Origin of the sequence: Ornithinimicrobium sp. (genome assembly GCF_030537745.1) — a bacterium.
In the GTDB taxonomy this organism is placed as follows: domain Bacteria; phylum Actinomycetota; class Actinomycetes; order Actinomycetales; family Dermatophilaceae; genus Ornithinicoccus.
The window spans coordinates 17,041-36,544 of record NZ_JAUNVI010000012.1 but is presented as its reverse complement, the minus strand read 5'-3'; the positions used below and the strand labels follow the sequence as shown (position 1 = coordinate 36,544).

Here is a 19,504-nt window from a genome sequence, read left to right as displayed (position 1 = left end):
ATGTGAGCAGCACCGGATCAGCACCACCCTTACGACGAATCACCGTGGCCGCTGGGACGCTTGTAGGCGCGGAGAGCAGCCGTACCCGGCCCGCTCAGCTCCACACAGTAGACGCTGCGGCCTGCCATCGCCATGGTCAGCGCCAGCGTCGTGCCCCGGACCAACTCACCCGCACCGGCGTGGAAGTCACTGTCCGTGGCCTCCAGACGCAGACCGTTGATTGCGGTCTTGCTGGGCACCGTGAAGTCGCGCTGGGCATAGAAGGTAGCGACCTGAGCCACGACGTCCGGTGCAGACGTCGAGGGCAGCCCCAGGGGCCAGCGGATGTCGTGCGAATGGACAACAACCTCGCCTAACCACGCCGCCGTGTGTCCGGAGGCAGCAGTGGTGCTGGTGACCACCGTGCGGAAACGCTCCAGGGTCTGGGCCGTGGTCGTTCCGCGTTGCTCGGCCAACCGACGCTGGTTGTGCAGATCGAAGTCAAGACGGGCTCCCAGCACACTGGCGATCCAGCGGAGCCGGCCGACACTGGCGGCTGCGGTGAGATGGGCCACGACGTCATGGACAGACCAGTCACCACACAACGAAGGGCTTGCCCACTGCTCATCGGTGAGTTCGGCCAGTTCGTGGACCAGCGCGGCGCGCTCGGCGTGCACCTGACTCCACAGCAGCTCACGAGTCGTCACATCAGCCACCTCATCGGGTCAGGGTAAGGGGGTTGGGGGGTGAGCCGGGCCGCTGCCACACGGCGCCCGCTGGCTCCGCGACGTCCTCGGCCGCGCGCAGCACCCGGAGCACGTTGCGACAGGCCAACTTGCCCAAGTCGTCATCGGACCAACCCCTGCGCTCCAGTTCCTCGAAGAGCACTGGATAGGTCGAGACGTCCTCCAGACCGACCGGCGTGACGTCGACCCCGTCGTAGTCTCCGCCGATGCCGACATGGTCCACGCCCGCGACATCCCGGAGGTGGTCCACATGGTCCGCGACCTGCGACACCGTCGCCTGCGGCAAGGGGTGGGCCTCCCGCCACCCCTGTGACCATGCGGTGAAGGACGTCAGGTCCTTGGGGTTGACGCCTTGCGTGGCGGCAGCAGCCATGGCTTCGACCCGCCAGTCCCAGCAGTCCTGCGACACGAAAAAGGGGACGAAGGTCGCCATACACACGCCGCCTTGTGCCGCCATGAGCGACAACACCTCGTCGGGGACGTTGCGCGGTGTCGAGCACAGGGCTCGGGCGCTGCTGTGGCTGAAGATCACCGGTGCCCGCGACGTCGCGAGCGCGTCGCGCATGGTGGTCTGCGCCACGTGAGAGAGGTCAACGAGCATGCCGAGCCGGTTCATCTCGCGGACGACCGCCCGCCCGAAGTCGGTCAGTCCACCGTGCTCGGGCACGTCCGTGGCGCTGTCGGCCCAGGGCGTGTTGTCGTTGTGGGTCAGGGTCAGGTAGCGCACGCCGAGCCGGTAGAGGATCCTCAAGACCGCCAGCGAGGACCCGATGGAGTGGCCGCCTTCGGCGCCCAGCAGCGAGGCCACCCTGCCGTTGGTGAAGGCGCGCTCCACCTCGGCGGCGGTGCCTGCCAGCGCTAACCGGTCGCCATACCGGCAGACCAGGTGATGCACCATGTCGATCTGCTCGAGCGTGATCAGGACGGCCTCCGGCTCAGGCAGATGGGAGGGGACGAAGACCGACCAGAACTGTCCGCCCACGGACCCACGCTGGAGTCGCGCGAGGTCGGTGTGCAGGGAGATCGAGGTGTCCGTCGCGATGTCGAGCTGATGGCCGTTCTGCGCCGCCTCGCGCAACGCCCACGGGAGGTCGTTGTGCCCATCGAGGACGGGCCAACGGGCCAACAACTGCGAGATGGTCATCTCAGTGGCCGCCCAGCAGCCCGACCCAGAAGCCTAGGGCGAGGAGCAGAAACACGGCGGCCCCGGCCAGCGCGACCAAGCGGAGCACCCCGAGGGGAAGGAGGGCAGCCACTGCCAGTCCGAGGCTGATCAGACCCGTCGAGCGGGTGGAGTCCATGCGCGTCGCCGCGCCCGCATCGCCGGGGTCGTAGCCGCGCAGGGTGACCAGGAGCACCACCAGCAGGGCGATTGCCGCTACCGACGCTGCACCGACCTTCACTGCATGAGCGCTCACTACTCCATCATGCCTGCCGCTCACTTCAGCGACGCGAGGTACTCCTCGATCAGCTCTTGCATGGCATCCTGTCCCGCGGCGTTGGGGTGGAAGGCCTCTGGCGGCAGCGCGCGGTTGCCCCCGAGCCCGAGTCCCAGCAGCCAGGGATCGTCGCTGCCGACGCCGTGGTCAGCAAAGGCTTCGGTCGGATCGATGAAGTGGATGCCCTGCTCCTTGGCCACCCGAGCGATCATGGCGTTCAGGTCGGCGCTCAGCGTGTTGAGATAGGCCACGTCCTTGCTCTCGATCAGCCCGATATAGCCAGGATCGAAGAGTGCCGGATAACCCATCTGGACGATGTGCGCTCCATCCTTGGACTGCTCGCGCAGGTAGGCGTACATGGTCCGGATTCGAGCCTCGACCCGGTCGAGGATGACCTGTCTGCGGCTCCTGCCGTCGTTGGCGTCCGGGTCTGGTTGATCGAGCCAGGTTGAGCAGTAGATCATGGCGCTCTCCGGTGCCATTCCCCCGGACTGCCCGCGAATCTGGCCGTTGGTCAAGGCAGCGGCGAGGCATTCCTTCAGGATGGGAGCGAAGCCCGCATCGTTGCCGCCCATGGAGACGAAGATCATCGCCGTATCTGCGGTGATGTCCTCACCCTGCGGGCCCTCTCCGTCGTTGCCGTCCTGGTTGGAGTTCTCCACATCGGCAGTCACTGATCCCGAGCAGGCGTTGAAGGTGTAGTTGCCTGGCCAGTGCTGCTCGCCAACCTGGATTCCCCAGGCATTGCCCGAGCGGTGGCATCTGTTCTCTGGGACGTCATTGCCCCACAGGTTGTCCCACCAACTCGGTCCCCGGTCCGTGTCCGGGTCGTAGTCGCCTGCCCCCTCACCGGATCCATAGCTGTCGCCGACGAACACCATGGGGCCCGAGGTCAGCTGGTCGTAGGTCCACAGGGTGTCCTCGTAGGGCACCTCTTCTGGGACGGCGGTGCCTTCTTCCTGAGGAAGTGCTCCCGCAATATCTCCAAAGTCCGCGCATGCCGGGTCCACGCCTGGCAGGACCGCAAAGGCGCGGCAGATGGTGCCCGATAGGCGCTCGCCCAGCAGTTGTGGTGCCGTGGCTGCGACGCCGAAGGCAGCTGTGCTGATGAGGATCCCCACCAGCAGCGTGCCGCCGGCGTACTCGATCGCCCCTGCTCCCCGTTCACCGAGCGCTCCCATCCAGGAGCGGAGGCGAAGGAGGAGGGCGCGCATCAGCCGGCGCTCTTGACTGCTGCGACCAGCAGGTCCGCGTCGCTGTCAGCTCCCAGGTAGCCCACCACCGAGATCCAGTGCCACCCACCCTCGACATCACGGAGTGCGTTGTGGCGGACCATGCCCTCGCCCTCCGTCACCTCGGTCCAGCCGACCCATCCCTGGGGCAGGCCGTCGAGCCGCTCCACAGTGACCTCATAGGTTCCGCTGCCGGAGGGCACCTCTTTACCGTCTTTGTCCAGACCGAAGCCGGTGCACCCCTGAAGGGCGGCGTCAATTGCGGTTGCCGCGTCCACGCCGTCCCCGTCCTGTGAGAACAGGTGCACCTCGCTAGTGAGGTAGGTGAAGTTCTCGACCCAGCCCCACCGTCGGTGGGCGGCATCCCTGGGCTCGACGGGATCCAGCTGGACGCCGCATACGGTCTGCACGAACTTAGGACCGTCGGCCTCGACGACCTGCCACTCCTGGCTCAAGGGCGGGTCGGTCAGGAGCATCGGCTCCGCCTCGCCGTCGCCCTCGGTCATCGCCGCGTGAAAGTTGTCCCCCTCGCCGCGCAGCTCCACATACCCCGCAGGGGCATTGGAGCCCGCGACCGGGAGGCTAGGAGTCGCCGTGGCCGGGGCCGTCCCCTCCTCGGCCCCGGCCATGCCACCCCCCGAGGCGGGGGAGGAGGTCGTGGCCGGTGTCCCTTCCGGCACGACTGCGTCCGAGCGGCCACTGCTGGGCTCAGTGCTCATGTTGGTGCAGGCGCCGAGCAGTGTCGTCGCGAGCACCAAACCCGTCAGCCGCATAGCCATCCGCATTTCTTCTCCCTCGTCGTGGTCTTCACGCTAGGTGGGCAAGCATGCCGGGCGCGAGGGCCGGAAGGCCCGACCGGGGTCCCCAATCTGCAGGTCCGCGATGGGCCCTTCGGCCCTCACCGGTGCCGTGACATCGGTAGCCACCAAGGTCCCGGCGTTCGGATAGGCCCAGCCCCCAACGCTGCCTACACTCAGAGCATGTCCCCAACCCGCAGCGTCGCCGTCGTCACCCTGGGGTGCACCCGCAACGAGGTGGACTCCGAGGAGCTCGCGGGCAGGCTAGCCATGGCGGGCTGGACGCTTGTCGACGACGCCGCGGACGCCGACGTCGCGGTAGTCAACACGTGCGGCTTCGTCGAGCAGGCCAAGAAGGACTCGATCGACGCGCTTCTTGAGGCGAACGATCTCAAGAAGACAGGGCGCACCCAGGCCGTGGTGGCTGTGGGGTGCATGGCCGAGCGTTACGGCCAACAACTCGCTGACGAGCTGCCCGAGGCGGACGCCGTGCTGGGCTTCGACTCCTACGCCGACATGTCCGGACATCTCACGCGCATCCTGGCGGGGGAGAGACCGACCTCCCACGTGCCCCGTGACCGCCGCACGCTGCTCCCGCTCGCTCCCTCTGCCCGGGCGCTGGCAAGCGATCAGGAGGCGGTCGCGCTCCCGGGCCATCAACAGTCGTCACCGCAGCTGCCCACGCCGGAGCCCAGCGTGCCGTTGGCGCAGGTAGCCCCGCCCTCCGGCCCTCGGGTGGTCCGAGCCCGACTCGACGGGCGGCCCTGGGCGCCGCTGAAGATTGCCTCGGGATGTGACCGGCGGTGCACCTTCTGCGCCATCCCGATGTTTCGTGGGTCCTTCGTGTCGCGCCGTCCGCAGGAGATCCTCGACGAGGCGCGTTGGCTGGCGGAGCGTGGGGTCAAGGAAGTCTTCCTGGTCAGTGAGAACACCACGTCCTACGGCAAGGACCTGGGGGACCTGCGGCTGATCGACGCCCTGCTGCCTGAGCTAGCCGGCGTCGACGGCATCGAGCGCGTCCGCGTCTCCTACCTGCAGCCGGCGGAGATCCGCCCGGACCTGCTCGACGCGCTGGCGCGCACCCCAGGTGTCGTGCCCTACTTCGACATCTCTTTCCAGCACGCCAGCGGCCCACTCTTGCGGCGGATGCGCCGCTTCGGCGACCGCGAGTCCTTCCTGGGGCTGCTCGCTCAGGTCCGAGAGCGCCTGCCCGAGGCAGGCATCAGGACCAACGTCATCGTCGGCTTCCCGGGCGAGACCGAGGATGACCTCGACGAGCTCGTCGCCTTTCTCGAAGAGGCGCGCCTGGACGTAGTCGGCGTCTTCGGCTACTCCGACGAGGACGGCACCGAGGCCGAGACCCACGAGGGCAAACTCGATGCGGACACCATCGCGCAGCGGGTCGCCGACATCAGCGCGCTGGTGGAAGAGCTGACATCCCAGAGGGCGCAGGAACGCATCGGGACCACCGTGTCGGTCCTCGTCGAGGGCTACGACGAGGACGAGGACCGCGTCGTCGGGCGCGCTGGTCAGCAGGGGCCGGACGTGGACGGCGTGACGTATCTAGTGGCCGGCGAGGCTGGAATGCCCAGGTTCACGCCAGGGGATATCGTCACTGCGGAGGTCGTCGCCACCGAGGGGGTCGACCTCATCGCCCTACCTCGGCCGTCTCAACCATCACCTGATCAGGAGCGCGAAATTCCGTGACCGACCCCGACGGCCCTGACGTGCAAGGTGCCCCCGCGACCGGCCAGAGCTCAGTGAACGTCCCCAACGCGCTGACCGTGCTGCGCATCCTGCTGGTGCCCGTCTTCGGCTGGTTGCTGTTGTCGCACGGCGGTGAGCAGGTCGACTGGCGCTGGTGGGCGCTCGTCGTCTTCGTCTTCGCGATGTTGACCGACTGGGTGGACGGGTGGTTAGCGCGCAGGCAAGGGATCGTCACCGACTTCGGCAAACTGATGGACCCGATCGCCGACAAGGCACTCATGGGCACGGCGCTCATCGGGCTCTCCCTGCTCGACCTGCTTCCCTGGTGGGTCACTGTCGTCATCCTCATCAGGGAGGTCGGTATCACCCTCATGCGGTTCGTGGTGATCAACCGCGGCGTGATCCCGGCCAGCCGCGGAGGCAAGCTCAAGACCGTCCTGCAGGCCGTCGGGCTCTCCCTGCTCATCGCACCGCTCGGGGGCGCGCTCGGCACGCTGGGGTTGTGGATCATGTATGTCGCGGTCGTGGTCACCGTCGTCACCGGGATCGACTATCTACGGCATACCTTTGCCCGGTCGGCTCCGCCAGCGCCGTGATCGCGACCTCGGACGGCCTGGCGAGCGCCGTGCTCGACCTCCTCAGACGCTCAGGAGAGACGCTGGGCACCGCCGAGTCGCTGACCGGGGGCCTGGTCGTCGCGCGGCTCACGTCCGTGCCGGGCGCGAGCGAGGTGGTGCGCGGCTCGGTCGTCTCCTATGCCGTCGGGGTCAAGACGGACGTGCTCGGGGTCGACGAGGGTCTCCTCGAGGCGTATGGCGTGGTCTCGCGCGAGTGCGCCGAGGCCATGGCGGCAGGGGCGCGGACACTGCTGCAGGCCGACTGGGCGCTCGCCACGACGGGGGTCGCCGGACCCGGTCCGAGCGACGGGCAGCCGGCCGGCACGGTCCACCTCGCGGTCTGCGGCCCGCCCTCCGGCGCGGGGGAACACCGCGGCGCCCATCGGTTGTTGCACCTGAACGGGTCCAGGCAACGGGTCCGCGAGGCGACCGTGGACGCGGTGCTCGAATTGTTGCTGGACACGCTGCAGCAGGGTGTGTCAGGACCATTGGGTAGCGTAGGTGGTGAAGTCGGACGTGTTGAGGATCGACGAGCATGACAAGGCATGACGAGAAGGAGGGTTGATCATGGTGCTGCTGCGACGCGAGTTGGGTGACGTCTTGCGCGAGAAGCGTCAGGACCAGGGCCGTACCCTGCGCGAGGTCAGCGCCGAGGCCTCCTGCTCACTGGGCTACCTTTCCGAGATCGAGCGGGGAGAGAAGGAAGCGTCCTCGGAGTTGCTTGCCTCGATCTGCAAGGCCCTGGACCTGCCGCTTTCCCGGATGCTGTCCGATGTCGCCGACCGCATGAGCCTGGCTGAGGCCGCGCAGAGCCAGATGAGCGCGGTGCTGCGCGACGGCCTGGCCAAGCCGATCAGGCACCATAAGCTCACCCGGCGCACCAACCGCGCACGAGTAGTCTCCGCCGCCTGACCGGACGGTCGGCCCAGCCACACCGGGCGGTCGTTCTTGCCAGACAGCAGACGGTCCGTGGCCGCGCAGCGTCCTAGAGATAACTAGCCCGACGGTGGCCCAGGGGAGCCTGAGCCGTCCCGTCGTCGTGGGGGGCCAACCCGCCCTGACAGGTCGGGCAGTAGCACAGCACTCGTTGACGCGGCGCCGCACCCAGGGTCGCCATCCGCACCGTCGTCCCGCAGCGATGGCAGGGGAGCCCCTTCCGCCCGAAGACCCAGGTGTCCTCGGCCACCCCGGGCCGGCCGGTGGTCGCCAGTCGCCCCTCTCGGCAGGTGCGGACCATCAAGGTCCTGGTCGTGTCGAGGACTGTCCCGAGCAACTCAGCGCCAACGGTCCCGACGTCTGTCCACGGGTTGACTCCGTGCAAGAAGAGCGGCTCGCTGGCATAGATGGTCCCGATGCCCGCCACGTTGCGTTGGTCCAGCAGCGCCTCGGCTACGGGTCGGTCTGTGGTGCTCAGCAGATGACCCATCGCGAGCTCCCGGTCGAACGCCGTATCTAGCAGGTCAGGTCCAAGGTGCCCCACCACGGTGTCTTCGTCTGCAGTGCGCACCAGATCGAGCATCCCCAGGTGATCACCGACCGCAACCTTCTCCGACGTCCAGAGCAGGGCGCGCGTCGTGTGCCGGCGCGCGGCTGCATACCTGGCTCCGACCGCACGCACCCGCCAGGAGCCATCCATCCGCAGATGGCTGTGCAGCGTCAGCCCACCCTCCAGACGGTGCAGGAGGTGCTTGCCGCGAGGCACCACCTCCAGCGTGCGGCGACCCGTCAGGTCTTTGGTGGCCAGGGCCGGCACGCGCAGATCGCTGCCGATCAGCAGAGCGCCGGCGAGTCCCTGATGGAGGCGTCGTGCGGTCAGCCAGACGGCATCGCCCTCAGGCACCGCGGCCCTGAGAGTGATACTCGGCATTGGGCACCATCGCCATTGCAGTGGAGACCCGGTTGCTCATGTTGAACATCCCGATCACCTGGATCGCCTCGAGGATCTCGTGGTCGTCCAGACCGACGGCCCGCAGCGGTTCGAGGTCGGATGGCGTGACTTCGGCGGGTGCCACAGTGAGTTTCTCCGCATACGCGGCGAGCGCCGACTCCCGTTCGGGAAGGTTGGCCTGGCGCCAGTTGATGCCGACCAGGTCCGAGGTGACCGGGTCCTCCGTATAGAACCGGAGTGCTGCGCCGTGCGACACCGCGCAGTAGGTGCATCGGTTGAGCCCGCTCACGACCACGCCGATCAGCTCGCGCTCCGCGTTGGTGAGGTGGCCTGCCTTGTTGACCAGCAGGTTGAAGTAGTTCCACCAGGCCTGGAACTGGTCGCCGTTGTAGGCCTGCGCAACGAAGACGTTGGGCACGAAGCCGAACGCCTCCTGCGACTTGGCCCAGAGCTTGCGGACGCCCTCGGGGACGTCGTCGGCATCGGGGAGGGGGAGGGCGGAGATCGAGCGGTCGGCGAAGTCGTTCATAGACACACGGTATGTCGTTGACGCTCACCCCGCGCCGGCCTGCCGCCGCACTGCATCTTGAGGTGATCTCCGCGCTGGTCCTGACCGAGCGGCCGCATCGCAGAGATGGTTGACGGTCTCAGACTGGCTCGGGGGCGACGGGAGTGGTTTTACGCCGCAGAGCCATGAGGAGCAGGCTCAGGGCCACGACGAGGATCCCGGTCAAGGTGAGCGCGGACAGGTGCTCGCCGAGAACCACGACACCGAGCAGCGTTGCGGTGACCGGCTCGGCCAGCGACAGGCTGGCGACCGTGCTGGCTGGCAGACCCGAGAGGCCTCGCTGGAACAGCACATAGGACAACCCCGTGGCGATCACCCCGAGCCAGAGGACCATGAGGAGGCCGGACCGCGTGCTCAGCCAGCCGAGGTCGGCGACGAGCAGGGTCGGTGCCAACAGCAGCGCGCCGACCGCGAAAAGGCCCGCCATGACGACCATCCCACTGACGCCGCGGAGCAGCAGGGCCCGTGCCGCGATGGTGTAGCCGGCGTAGGACAACCCCGCGCCCAGGGCTGCGGCGATCCCGACCGCCACGCCGCTTCCGTCCTCGAGCGTCCCGGACCCGGCGACGAGCAGGAGCACCCCGACGACAGCACCAGCAGTGGCCGTCGCCCAGCGCGCGGTGGGTCGTTCGCCAAGGAGCATCCCGAGCAGCCCGGTCGCCAGCGGCGCGACGCCGAGTGCCACCACGGTGCCGACCGCGACTCCTGCTCGAGCGACGCCGAGGAAGAAGCAGGCCTGGTAGGCCGCGACGGCGATCCCACCGAGAAGCACGAGGACGAGCCTTGGCAGTCGACCGAGGGCGACGGTAGGGTCGAGCCAGCTGGCCGGGACACTCGTCCCGCCAACTGGCTCGGCAGCGTTGCGCACTGGGCGCTCAGCGCGGTGACTCTCCAGCCACGCCAGCACGACGAGGACGAGCGCGCCGAGGATGATGCGGGCGGCGCCGACGGAGGTGGGGTCCGACGCGTCCGGGCCGAGCGCCTGCGCAGTCCCCGTCGTCCCCCACAGGGCAGCGGCGCCGACCGCGGCCAGCGCTGCGCCGGCGACTGGCTGGGAGCCTCTGTTCACCGTCCTATTCGACCATGCAATCGTCGCGCTGTTGGCCCAGATAATCCCCCGCGCTCAGCGCCGCAGCCGCAGCCCTTGCGGCGCGGTGTGGAAGCCGACCTCGGTGAGGGCAGTGGCGAGCGGAGCCACGGACTCCAGCGCACCCACCCCGTCGATCTTGGCGATGGTGATGCCGCGGACGGACCCGGAGCGCACGGCGTCCACCAGAGCGCCGGCGGCACCATTCCACACCTCCGCCTCCGGGACCTGCGTCGGTGCCGTAAACGTCAGCGCGCTGCGACCGCCCCGCTCCAGGTAGAGCACGAGGGCCCCGTCGATGAGCACGACCATGGCGCCCGCCTTGCGTCCAGGACGGTGCGACTGCTCGTCGTCTCGATCAGGCCAGGCGATGCTCGCGCCGTAGGGGTTGGCCGGGTCGGTGGCCGCCAGCAGCACGACCTCCGGGGCGCGGCCGGGCTTGTCCAGGTCCGAGTCGAGGACGCGCAGGCGGTCGATGGCGCCGGCAGTGCCGAATTGGGCCGCTCCCAGCCCTTCGACCAGATAGCCTCGCCGCACCCGCCCAGCCTCCTCCGCGCCGGCAAGCACCCGGTAGACCCCGGCGTAGCCACCGGGGATGCCTTCGGCGACCACCGAGCCGCGAGTCAGGACGCCATAGCGGTCCAACAAGGTCTCTGCGGTCGCGAGGGCGCGCACCGTGGAGTCTGGCTCGACCTCGGGCAGCAATGACCAGCGGCCGACCGAGGTCGCAGGCCCGGACCGGGTGGGCAGAACCGGTCGGGAGGGTCGGGAGGAGAGCGCCACCGAGCTGCGTGACCAGCGGCCAGGTCGACCCGTCGGCCGGCGGGCCTTGTGGGCGGTCCGTCCGCCGACGAGCAGCGCACGGACCGGCGCGAACGTGTCGGCGCTGATCCGGCCCGCCCAGACCAGGTCCCACAACGTCGACAGCAGCCCGGGATCGTCGGTCGAATCGAGGGCGTCAGCCAGAGCGCGGAAGAAATAGGCGCCACCGGGGACGCGTTGGAGCAGGTCCAGGACCTCCGCCGCCGAGTGCGAGGTGGGTGCTGCGCCGGCAGGGGTGACGAGCTCGTGCAGCTGCTGCTCGGGGGGTGACATCGTCAGGTATGCCGTCTCCGCCAGGTGGAGGGAGACCCACCCGTCGTCTCCGGGCAGCGGACCGTGCCCCACCCAGAGCACCTCTCCGGCCGTCATCAGCTCGTCCAGCATGGCGGGGGAGTAGCCGCGGACGCGGGCAGGGAGCACGAGGGACTCGACCGCAGAGGCGGGCAGTTGTGCTCCGGACAGCTGCTCGATCGCTCGCAGGACTCCGTCCGGGCCGCGAAGTTCACCGACCGACTGCCACCGGGCCAGGAAGCGCGCGTAGGCCTGCTGGGAGACCGGCTCCACCTCCTGACGTAGAGCGGCCAGGGACCGTCGGCGCAACAGACGCAGCACCTCCGCGTCGCAGAAGTCCTCCGCGCCCGTCCCGTCCGGCACCAGGGCCCCCTGCACCATCCGACCCGTAGACACTTCTCGACGGAGGGCGTCGCGAACCACCGCGGCCCCCAGGCCCAGGCGGGTGGCCAGGTCGGCGACGAGGTAGGGGGTGTGGGTCCGGGCATAGCGGACGACGAGGTCGCCGAGAGGGTCCGTCACCCCCTCGAGGAAGGCGGCCGGGACACCGACCGGCATCGCGACCCCGAGAGCGTCGCGCAGGCGTGCGGCGTCCTGCGCGTCGGCCCAGCGCTGCTCACCCGCCATCCGGACCTCGATGATGCGCCTGGCTCCGGCCAGCTCATCGAGCCACGCAGTTCCCTGGTCGCGGACGTCCTCCCGAAGGCGAAGCACGACCTCGCCGGTCGTCAGCGGTCCCAGCACGCGCAGCAGGTCCACCACGTCCTCGGTGTCCCGTGCCGCCCGCTCCGGGGTCAGCCGCTGCAGCTGCGCCAGCGTCTGCGCCACCACCTCGGGGTCGAGCAGGTCGCGCAGGGCGGCACCCTCCCCGCGGCCGAGGAGCTCGGCCAGCAGCGACGGGTCGAGGGAAAGAGCCGCCGCCCGCCGTTCTGCCAGGGGAGAGTCACCCTCGTAGAGGAACTGCGCGATGTAGCCCATCAGCAGCGACCGGGCGAACGGCGACGGAGAGTGGCTGGCCACCGACACCACCCGCACCTGGCGGGAGGACAGCTGACGCATCAGCTCGACCAGGGCGTCGACGTCATAGACGTCCTGCACGCACTCGCGCACCGCCTCCAGGACGATCGGGAAGGTGGGATAACGCGCAGCTACCTCGAGCAGCTGCGCCGAGCGCTGCCGCTGCTGCCACAACGGCTGCCGCTTGGCCGGGTTGCGGCGCGGAAGGAGCAGGGCCCGTGCCGCGCACTCGCGGAAGCGCGAGGCAAAGAGCGCGGACCCGCCGATCTCGGCGGTGACCAGGTCGGCCACCTCCTGCGGGTCCAGCGTGAGCAGCTCGGCGATCTCAGCATCGAGCTGGGCACCGCGTGCCCGCTCGTCAGACAGCGGTGCACCGTTTTCGTCCCACGCGCCCAGGTCCGGCAGCCGCAGCACGATCCCGTCGTCGGCGGCCAGTGCCTGCACGTCGGTCCCGTAGCGCTCGCGTAGGCGAGCCGCCAGGCACAACGCCCACGGCGCGTGCACGGGCGTGCCCCAGGGGGAGTGCACGACGACCCTCCAGTCGCCGATCTCGTCGCGGAAGCGCTCGACGACGATCGTCCGATCGTCCGGCAGGTGACCGGTCGCCTCACGCTGCTCCGCGAGGTAGGTCACCAGGTTGTCCGCAGCCCACGCATCTAACCCGCGCCCCGGCGAGGTGAGGGACTCGATCGCGTCGGCGCGCGGCATACCCGCGACCTCGCGGACGAAGGCACCGACCGCACCACCCAGCTCAGCGGGCCGTCCTTGCGACTCGCCTTTCCAGAACGGCAGTCGCCCGATCTGGCCCGGCGCCGGAGTCACGAGGACCTGGTCGTGGGTGATGTCCTCGATCCGCCAGCTGGTCGTCCCGAGGGTAAAGACGTCGCCGACCCGCGACTCGTAGACCATCTCCTCGTCCAGCTCGCCCACCCGACGTCCCGGCCCCTCCCCGGTAGCGAGCATCACGGCATACAGCCCGCGGTCGGGGATGGTGCCACCGGAGGTGACCGCGAGCAGCTGGGCGCCACGCCGGGCTGAGAGCGTGTCGGTCACGCGGTCCCAGACGATGCGGGGGCGCAGGTCGGCGAAGTCCTCACCGGGATAGCGTCCGGCCAGCATGTCCAGCACCGCATCGAACACCGAGCGGGGGAGCGCGGCGTAGGAGGCGGAGCGGCGGACCAGGTCGAACAGCTCGGTGACCGGCCACTCCTCCATCGCGACCATCGCGACGACCTGCTGGGCGAGCACGTCGAGCGGGTTAGTCAGGACTCGCAGCGACTCGATCATCCCGGCGCGCATCCGGTCGACGACGACGGCCGTCTGGACCAGGTCGGCCCGATGTGTCGGGAAGAACACGCCGTGGCTCACCGCACCGACCTGGTGCCCCGCGCGGCCGACGCGCTGCAGGCCGGAGGCCACGCTCGGTGGGCTCGCGACCTGCACGACCAGGTCGACCGCCCCCATGTCGATGCCGAGCTCGAGGCTGCTCGTCGCGACGACCGCCGGCAGCTGCCCCGTCTTGAGCGCCTCCTCGATGACGGACCGTTGCTCTTTGCTCACCGAGCCGTGGTGCGCCCGCGCGAGCACGGGTGGGGCGCCGCGGCTGACTCCTGACGCAGCCATCACCTGGGCGGGTGGTCGATGGTCGGTATGAGGTGCCGGCGGCGCGGCGGCGTCATCGGCCTGTGCTTGGCCCACTGTGTCCAGGTGCTCGTCCCACTCCTCGTTGAGCCGGGAGGTGAACCGCTCCGCGACGCGTCTGGAGTTGGTGAAGACGATCGTCGAGGTCTGGTGCTCGATCAGCTCGACGACCCGCCGTTCCACGTGCGGCCAGATGGAGGCGCGTTCCTGCGGATCGGTCGCCGGTGCCCACGCGTCCGTCCCCACGGCGTCCACGGGCCCGACGTCCTGCACGGCGTCAGAACTGTCGGCGGCGTCGGCATTGTCGGCATGGTCAGACCCGTGCGCGTCGAGCGTGGTGCCCGCCGCGAGGTCCGGCAACACCGGGCCCGGCCCGACCATCCAGCCATCGGGTGCTGGGCTGGGAGCTGTCGCGCTGGCCCGTCGAGCGGGGCCCTGGCGGGTCGGGGAGCCGGGCAGCTCGGTGGCCCCGGGATGAGACATGTCCGGAACGGGGACGACCACCTCCAGGTCCCACTCCTTCGTCGAGGGAGGCTGCACGATCGTGACGGGACGTCCGCCGCAGAGGTAGCGCGCGACCTCCTCGACCGGTCGCACCGTCGCCGACAGCCCGATGCGCTGAGCAGGGCGAGACAGCAGCGCGTCGAGCCGGTCGAGAGTGACCGCCAGGTGAGCACCCCGCTTGGTGCCCGCGACGGCATGCACCTCATCGATGATCACCGACTCCACCCCTGCCAGGGCAGCGCGAGCCTGCGAGGTCAGGAGCAGAAAGAGCGACTCAGGCGTCGTGATGAGGATCTCCGCGCCATCGCGCGCGAAGGCCCGCCGCTCGGCCGCTGGGGTGTCGCCCGACCGGACCGCGACGGAGACCCCAGGAGAGGGCATACCCAGCCTGGCCGCCGCGTGCCCGATCCCGACCAGCGGGGAGCGCAGGTTGCGCTCGACGTCGACCGCGAGGGCCTTGAGCGGGGAGACGTAGAGGACGCGGCAACGGGCCTGCCGCTCGCCCTCTGCAGTGGCCGCCGGCCGGGGGTGGGTGACGATGCGGTCGATCGCCCAGAGGAAGGCCGACAGCGTCTTGCCGGACCCCGTCGGGGCCACGACCAGGGTGTGCTCACCCCGGCTGATGGCCTCCCAGGCGCCCAGCTGTGCGGGAGTCGGATCCGCGAAGGACGCATCGAACCACGCCCGCGTGGCGGGGGAGAACCGGTCCAGGACCGTGGCGTCGGGCATGTTCACTGCGCCACTGTCTCATCGGGCACCGACACACCCGAGGTATGGCGAGGGGCCGCTCGCGGGAGGAGGCTCAGGCGCGGTCGCTGGACTGGGGAACCAGCCGGCGGCGCTTCGTCGAGTCGACGCGGTTGCCGTAGGCGCCCGTCACGGGCGGCGGCACCGGGGCCGGCAGGTCGCGCAGACGGGTGTGCTTGGTGACATAGGTCGGGCGCCACAGCTTGAGGGTGACGAGCAGCTTCTGCCACCAGGCCAGGTCTTGCCGAGTGCTCACGATTGATTCCTCCACGGTGCAGGGTGCCGACGCCACCATCCTCTCATCCCGCCGTTGCGGTTGGGTCGCGCGTCGACGAGTTCGCGAGGATGCCGGTGGGAGGCCCTGCGTCGTGGTCGGCTCCGCCCTCGCGAGGAGGTGCTGGCCACACGAAAACCTGTCGAGAAGGGTCGCGGCTCGGCCTTAGGCTTGGGCACTGCCATGCGCGACTTCCCACCTATCGTCACAGCCTGGACTCCGGACGCCCCGAAGGGACCGAAGAGCCCGGGCTCTTCGGCTGTCCCCGACACCCGTTCTCCTGGCCGCTACCTATGGTGGCTGATCCGTCAGCAGGGCGACCTGATGGTCGCGGGGTGCCTGTGCAGCCTGCTCTGGCTGCTCCCCACGACGCTGACGCCCTGGGTGTTCGGCAAGGCCATCGACGAGGGGATCGTCGCGGGTGACCCGAGCCGCACGCTCCTGTGGTGCCTGGTCCTGCTCCTCGTCACCCTGGTCGGGGCGAGCAGCGGCGTCTTTTACCACACGGTCGTCGTCCGCTCCTGGCTCGTCGCCTCCTACGGCCAGACCCGCCTGGTCACCCACAAGGCGGTCCGTCTCGGTCACGTCCTGCCGCGCCGCGCGCCGACCGGTGAGGTGCTCAGCGTCAGCGGCAGCGACGGGGAGCAGTTCGGACACTTCGTGGAGATCGTCTCGCGGCTGGTGGGCAACGTCATCGCTTATCTCGTGGTCGCGGCGATCGTGCTGCAGATCTCGGTGCCGCTGGGTCTGGTGGTCCTGCTCGTCGCGCCGCTGCTCGTCGTGGTCTCCATGGTGCTGCTGCGGCCGCTGTCCGCGGCGCAGACCCGGGAGCGCACGCGTGACTCCGAGCTGACCTCGATGGCGACCGACATCGTCGCGGGCCTGCGCATCCTGCGCGGCATCGGCGGGGAGCGGATCTTCGGTGACAACTACGCACGCCAGAGCCAGCACGTCCGGCGCGCCGGTGTGCAGGCGGGCGGGTGGAGCGCCTTCGTCGAGGCGATCGGCGTGCTGCTGTCGGGCTTGTTCGTCGTGGCGCTCATGGTCCTCGGCGTCCAGGAGGTGCGGGCGGGCCGGCTGCAGATCGGCGAGCTGGTCACCTTCCTGGGCTATGCACTCTTCCTGGTGCAGCCGATCAGGGTCGTCTTCGAGGCTGCGCAGCAGATCACCCGGTCGTTCGTCTCGGCGCGCAAGACGATCGGGGTGCTCGGCACGCCCGACCCGTGGCCCGACCGACCCGCCCGCACCCCGCAGGAGCTGCGCCGCCTCCCCGCCGGGGAGCTCGTGGACGAGGCCTCCGGGCTGCGGGTGCGGCCGGGCATCTTGACGATGGTGGTCAGCGCGCTGCCGGATGAGAGCGCTGCCCTGGCCGACCGGTTGGGCCGCTACCTCCCTGCCGTAGACAGCCTCGGTGGTGAGGACGACGAGGACCTCAGCGGTCGCGCCGCCCGACGCAGGAGCAAGACGCGGGCAGCTGCCCGCGCCGAGCTGGCGAAGCGGGACAGCGCCCGCGCCGAGGGTCGCTGGGGGGTCACGCTGCACGGCGTAGATCTGAGCGACCTGCTCCTGGAGCAGACCCGGGCGTTGGTCCTGGTCAGTGACACGGGTGCCCATGTCTTTGCCGGCACTCTCCAGCAGGCGCTCGACCCTCACCGCCGCCTGCGCAGGGAACAGGCCGAGGCCGCGCTGCACGCGGCCGCGGCGCAGGACGTCTACGACATCCTGCCCGGTGGCTGGCAGGGGATCCTCGACGAGCGCGGTCGGGGCCTGTCCGGGGGACAACGGCAACGGCTCATCCTGGCCCGCGCACTTGCCGCCGACCCCCCGGTGCTCATCCTGGTCGAGCCGACCTCCGCGGTCGACGCTCACACCGAGGCCCGGATCGCCGCGCGACTGCCGCAGCACCGTCGCGGCCAGACGACCGTGGTGATGACCACCTCGCCGCTGCTGCTGCACCACGCCGACGAGGTCGCCTTCCTCGACGAGGGGCAGATCGTCGCGACCGGCACCCACGACCAGTTGGTCGCGACCCATGACGACTACCGGGCCACGGTCCTGCGCGGCGCTCACGAGGAGCCGGCGGAGCATGGCCTGCCCCTCGACCACGCCCCGCGCACCACGCCCGTCCGAGCGACCCAGGAGGTGAACCGATGACCAGCACCCTCGACGGCCAGGTCCGTGCTGACTCGGCCAACACCTGGCTCGATGGCGACGGGCGCGAGCCGGTGGTCCCACAGATCCTGCGCCCGCCCGCCCGCGGCAGCGTCGGCCCCGGCGAGCGCTACCGCCGGCTGTGGCAGCGCCACGAGCTGCGGCGCGAGCGGGCCCGCGCGCACCTGGTCACCTCCCTGGACCCGGAGCGAGGGCTGCCCGTCGCGACCACTGCGACGGTCGTCAGTTACCTACGGGAGCTCATCAAGCGCCGTGCCGGCCTGGTTGTCCTGGTGACGATGGCCAATGCGCTCGCGGCTGCCGCGGCCCTGGCGGTGCCGATGCTGCTCGGGCAGCTGGTCGACGCGGTCGACCAGGCTGGCGGAGACCCGACCCGAGGGGCGGTGACCAGGTTCGTGTGGGAGATCACGATCGTCCTGGTCGCCGGCGCGCTGCTGACCTACCTCGCCAAGTGGCTGGCCGCGGTGCTGGGGCAGGGCGTGCTCGCCGAGGCCCGCGAGGACGTCATCCGGGCCGTCCTTCGCCTGCCGCTGGGCAAGGTCGAGTCGGCCAGCACGGGTGACCTCGTGACGCGAGTCACCCGTGACGTCGGGTCGATGAGCGGCGCTGTGCGCTGGGCACTGCCCGAGTTCATCATCGGTGCCGTCACGGTGCTGCTGACGATCGTGGCGATGATCTTCAACTCCGTGGCCCTGGCCGTGCCGACGTTGGTCACCGCCTCACTGTCCCTGTGGCAGGTGCGCCGCTACCTCCAGCAGGCGCCAGCGGCCTACTTGCTCGAGGGCGCGACCTACAGCCAGATCAATACCACCCTGACCGAGACCGTCGAAGGGGTGCGCACTGCGGAGGCGTTCGGGCTGCAGGAGGCGCGCAGGGCGGGCGCGGTCGAGGACATTGAGGTGTCCGCGCAGGCGGAGCGCTACGGGCTCACGCTGCGCAACATCCTCTTCGCCGTGATGGACATGGCGTTCTCGATGCCGCGCGTCATCACGCTCGCACTCGGCGCGGTCCTCTACACCAGAGGCCTGGTCAGCCTCGGGCAGCTCACCGCCGCGATGCTCTACATCGAGACCTTCTACGGACCCTTCGACCGGCTCGTCGGCACCGTCGACCGGTTGCAGGTGGGCATTGCCTCGACGACTCGGCTGCTCGGGATCGCCCAGGTCCCGGCAGATCGCACGCCCGGCGAGGCGCGCCCGCAGGGCAGCGACCTCGTCGGTCGCGACCTGCGCTATGCCTACCGCAAGGGCACTGACGTCCTGCACGGCATCGATCTGACGCTCGTGCCTGGGGAGCGGCTGGCCGTGGTCGGCCCCTCGGGGTCGGGCAAGTCGACGCTGGGCCGGCTGCTGTCCGGCATCCACGGGCCACGAGCCGGCTCGGTGACCGTCGGCGGCGTCGAGCTCATCGAGCTGCCCTTGGAGCTGCTCCGCGGCAAGGTTGCCCTCGTGACCCAGGAGCAGCACGTCTTCCGCGGCTCGGTCCGGGACAACATCGAGCTGGCGCGCGAGGGCGCCGGCGACGAGGCGGTATGGCGTGTGCTCGAGACGGTGGAGGCGCAGGACTGGGTGCGGGCTCTCCCGCGCGGGCTGGACACCGTTCTCGGGTCCGGGCATCAGTCGCTGACCCCCGCTCAGGCTCAGCAGATCGCACTGGCCAGGCTGATCCTGGCCGATCCCCACACCCTCGTGCTGGACGAGGCGACCAGCCTCATCGACCCGCGGACGGCTCGCCATCTGGAGGGGTCGATGAACGCGCTACTCACCGGACGCACGGTCGTCGCGATCGCGCACCGGCTGCATACCGCCCACGACGCGGACCGGATCGCGGTCGTCCAGGACGGGCGGATCATCGAGCTCGGCAGCCATGACGAGCTGATGGCCGCCGAAGGAGAGTACGCCTCCCTCTGGGATGCCTGGACCAGCTGAGGAGCATGGTCGTGCTCCGGGTGTAGGAAGGAAGGCATGACCCAACGA

General features: G+C 69.8%; 16 protein-coding genes. 6 read left to right on the top strand and 10 right to left on the bottom strand.

Features of this window, described 5'->3' with window-relative positions:
* Positions 1-29: 29 nt before the first annotated feature.
* From Q4P07_RS04520 to Q4P07_RS04500, 5 genes are read right to left on the bottom strand one after another with little or no spacing between them, the layout of a single operon-like run.
* Complete coding sequence (locus Q4P07_RS04520; RefSeq protein WP_303373707.1) at positions 30-686, bottom strand: maleylpyruvate isomerase family mycothiol-dependent enzyme; 657 nt, start codon at positions 684-686, stop codon at positions 30-32.
* A gap of 10 nt (positions 687-696) precedes the next feature.
* Positions 697-1,869: a dipeptidase gene (locus Q4P07_RS04515; RefSeq protein WP_303373706.1), complete on the bottom strand. Its 1,173-nt coding sequence runs from the start codon at positions 1,867-1,869 to the stop codon at positions 697-699.
* 1 nt (position 1,870) lies between these two features.
* Positions 1,871-2,143, bottom strand: a complete 273-nt coding sequence (locus tag Q4P07_RS04510) for a hypothetical protein (protein ID WP_303373705.1) — start codon at positions 2,141-2,143, stop codon at positions 1,871-1,873.
* Between the two features lie 20 nt (positions 2,144-2,163).
* Positions 2,164-3,378 carry an SGNH/GDSL hydrolase family protein gene (locus Q4P07_RS04505; protein ID WP_303373704.1) on the bottom strand — a complete coding sequence of 405 codons (1,215 nt, stop codon included), beginning with the start codon at positions 3,376-3,378 and terminating at the stop codon, positions 2,164-2,166.
* Positions 3,378-4,181, bottom strand: coding sequence for a hypothetical protein (locus tag Q4P07_RS04500; RefSeq protein WP_303373703.1), 804 nt, complete (start codon positions 4,179-4,181; stop codon positions 3,378-3,380). The genes Q4P07_RS04505 and Q4P07_RS04500 overlap by 1 nt, the downstream gene beginning before the upstream one ends.
* A 195-nt stretch (positions 4,182-4,376) precedes the next feature.
* On the opposite strand from Q4P07_RS04500, the gene rimO reads away from it, so the two are divergent.
* The 4 genes from rimO to Q4P07_RS04480 are packed head-to-tail and all read left to right on the top strand — an operon-like array spanning position 4,377 to position 7,429.
* Positions 4,377-5,900 (top strand): 30S ribosomal protein S12 methylthiotransferase RimO, encoded by a 1,524-nt coding sequence (rimO, locus tag Q4P07_RS04495; RefSeq protein WP_303373702.1) that lies wholly within the window; start codon positions 4,377-4,379, stop codon positions 5,898-5,900.
* A complete protein-coding gene (pgsA, locus tag Q4P07_RS04490) occupies positions 5,897-6,496 on the top strand; it encodes a CDP-diacylglycerol--glycerol-3-phosphate 3-phosphatidyltransferase (RefSeq protein WP_303373701.1) in 600 nt (199 codons plus the stop codon). The genes rimO and pgsA overlap by 4 nt, the downstream gene beginning before the upstream one ends.
* Positions 6,493-7,056, top strand: coding sequence for a CinA family protein (locus tag Q4P07_RS04485; RefSeq protein ID WP_303373700.1), 564 nt, complete (start codon positions 6,493-6,495; stop codon positions 7,054-7,056). The genes pgsA and Q4P07_RS04485 overlap by 4 nt, the downstream gene beginning before the upstream one ends.
* A gap of 28 nt (positions 7,057-7,084) precedes the next feature.
* On the top strand, positions 7,085-7,429 hold the full coding sequence (locus Q4P07_RS04480; RefSeq protein WP_303373699.1) for a helix-turn-helix domain-containing protein: 345 nt from the start codon (positions 7,085-7,087) through the stop codon (positions 7,427-7,429).
* Positions 7,430-7,502: 73 nt separating this feature from the next.
* On the opposite strand, the gene Q4P07_RS04475 is transcribed toward Q4P07_RS04480, so the two are convergent.
* The 5 genes from Q4P07_RS04475 to Q4P07_RS04455 form a co-directional block, all read right to left on the bottom strand.
* On the bottom strand, positions 7,503-8,384 hold the full coding sequence (locus Q4P07_RS04475) for a DNA-formamidopyrimidine glycosylase family protein (protein WP_303373698.1): 882 nt from the start codon (positions 8,382-8,384) through the stop codon (positions 7,503-7,505).
* Positions 8,350-8,934, bottom strand: a complete 585-nt coding sequence (locus Q4P07_RS04470) for a peroxidase-related enzyme (RefSeq protein ID WP_303373697.1) — start codon at positions 8,932-8,934, stop codon at positions 8,350-8,352. Before Q4P07_RS04470 ends, Q4P07_RS04475 begins: the two co-directional genes overlap by 35 nt.
* Positions 8,935-9,052: 118 nt before the next feature.
* Positions 9,053-10,042 carry a DMT family transporter gene (locus Q4P07_RS04465; RefSeq protein WP_303373696.1) on the bottom strand — a complete coding sequence of 330 codons (990 nt, stop codon included), beginning with the start codon at positions 10,040-10,042 and terminating at the stop codon, positions 9,053-9,055.
* 54 nt (positions 10,043-10,096) lie between these two features.
* The gene (locus Q4P07_RS04460) at positions 10,097-15,064 is read right to left on the bottom strand and encodes a DEAD/DEAH box helicase (RefSeq protein WP_303373723.1); all 4,968 of its coding nucleotides are present in this window, start codon (positions 15,062-15,064) and stop codon (positions 10,097-10,099) included.
* Positions 15,065-15,137: 73 nt separating this feature from the next.
* A complete protein-coding gene (locus Q4P07_RS04455; protein WP_303373695.1) occupies positions 15,138-15,338 on the bottom strand; it encodes a hypothetical protein in 201 nt (66 codons plus the stop codon).
* Between the two features lie 201 nt (positions 15,339-15,539).
* Between Q4P07_RS04455 and Q4P07_RS04450 the strand changes: the two genes are divergently transcribed.
* Together Q4P07_RS04450 and Q4P07_RS04445 are read left to right on the top strand one after the other, a co-directional pair.
* On the top strand, positions 15,540-17,510 hold the full coding sequence (locus Q4P07_RS04450) for an ABC transporter ATP-binding protein (protein ID WP_303373694.1): 1,971 nt from the start codon (positions 15,540-15,542) through the stop codon (positions 17,508-17,510).
* Complete coding sequence (locus Q4P07_RS04445) at positions 17,507-19,456, top strand: ABC transporter ATP-binding protein (RefSeq protein WP_303373693.1); 1,950 nt, start codon at positions 17,507-17,509, stop codon at positions 19,454-19,456. Before Q4P07_RS04450 ends, Q4P07_RS04445 begins: the two co-directional genes overlap by 4 nt.
* Positions 19,457-19,504: the final 48 nt, after the last annotated feature.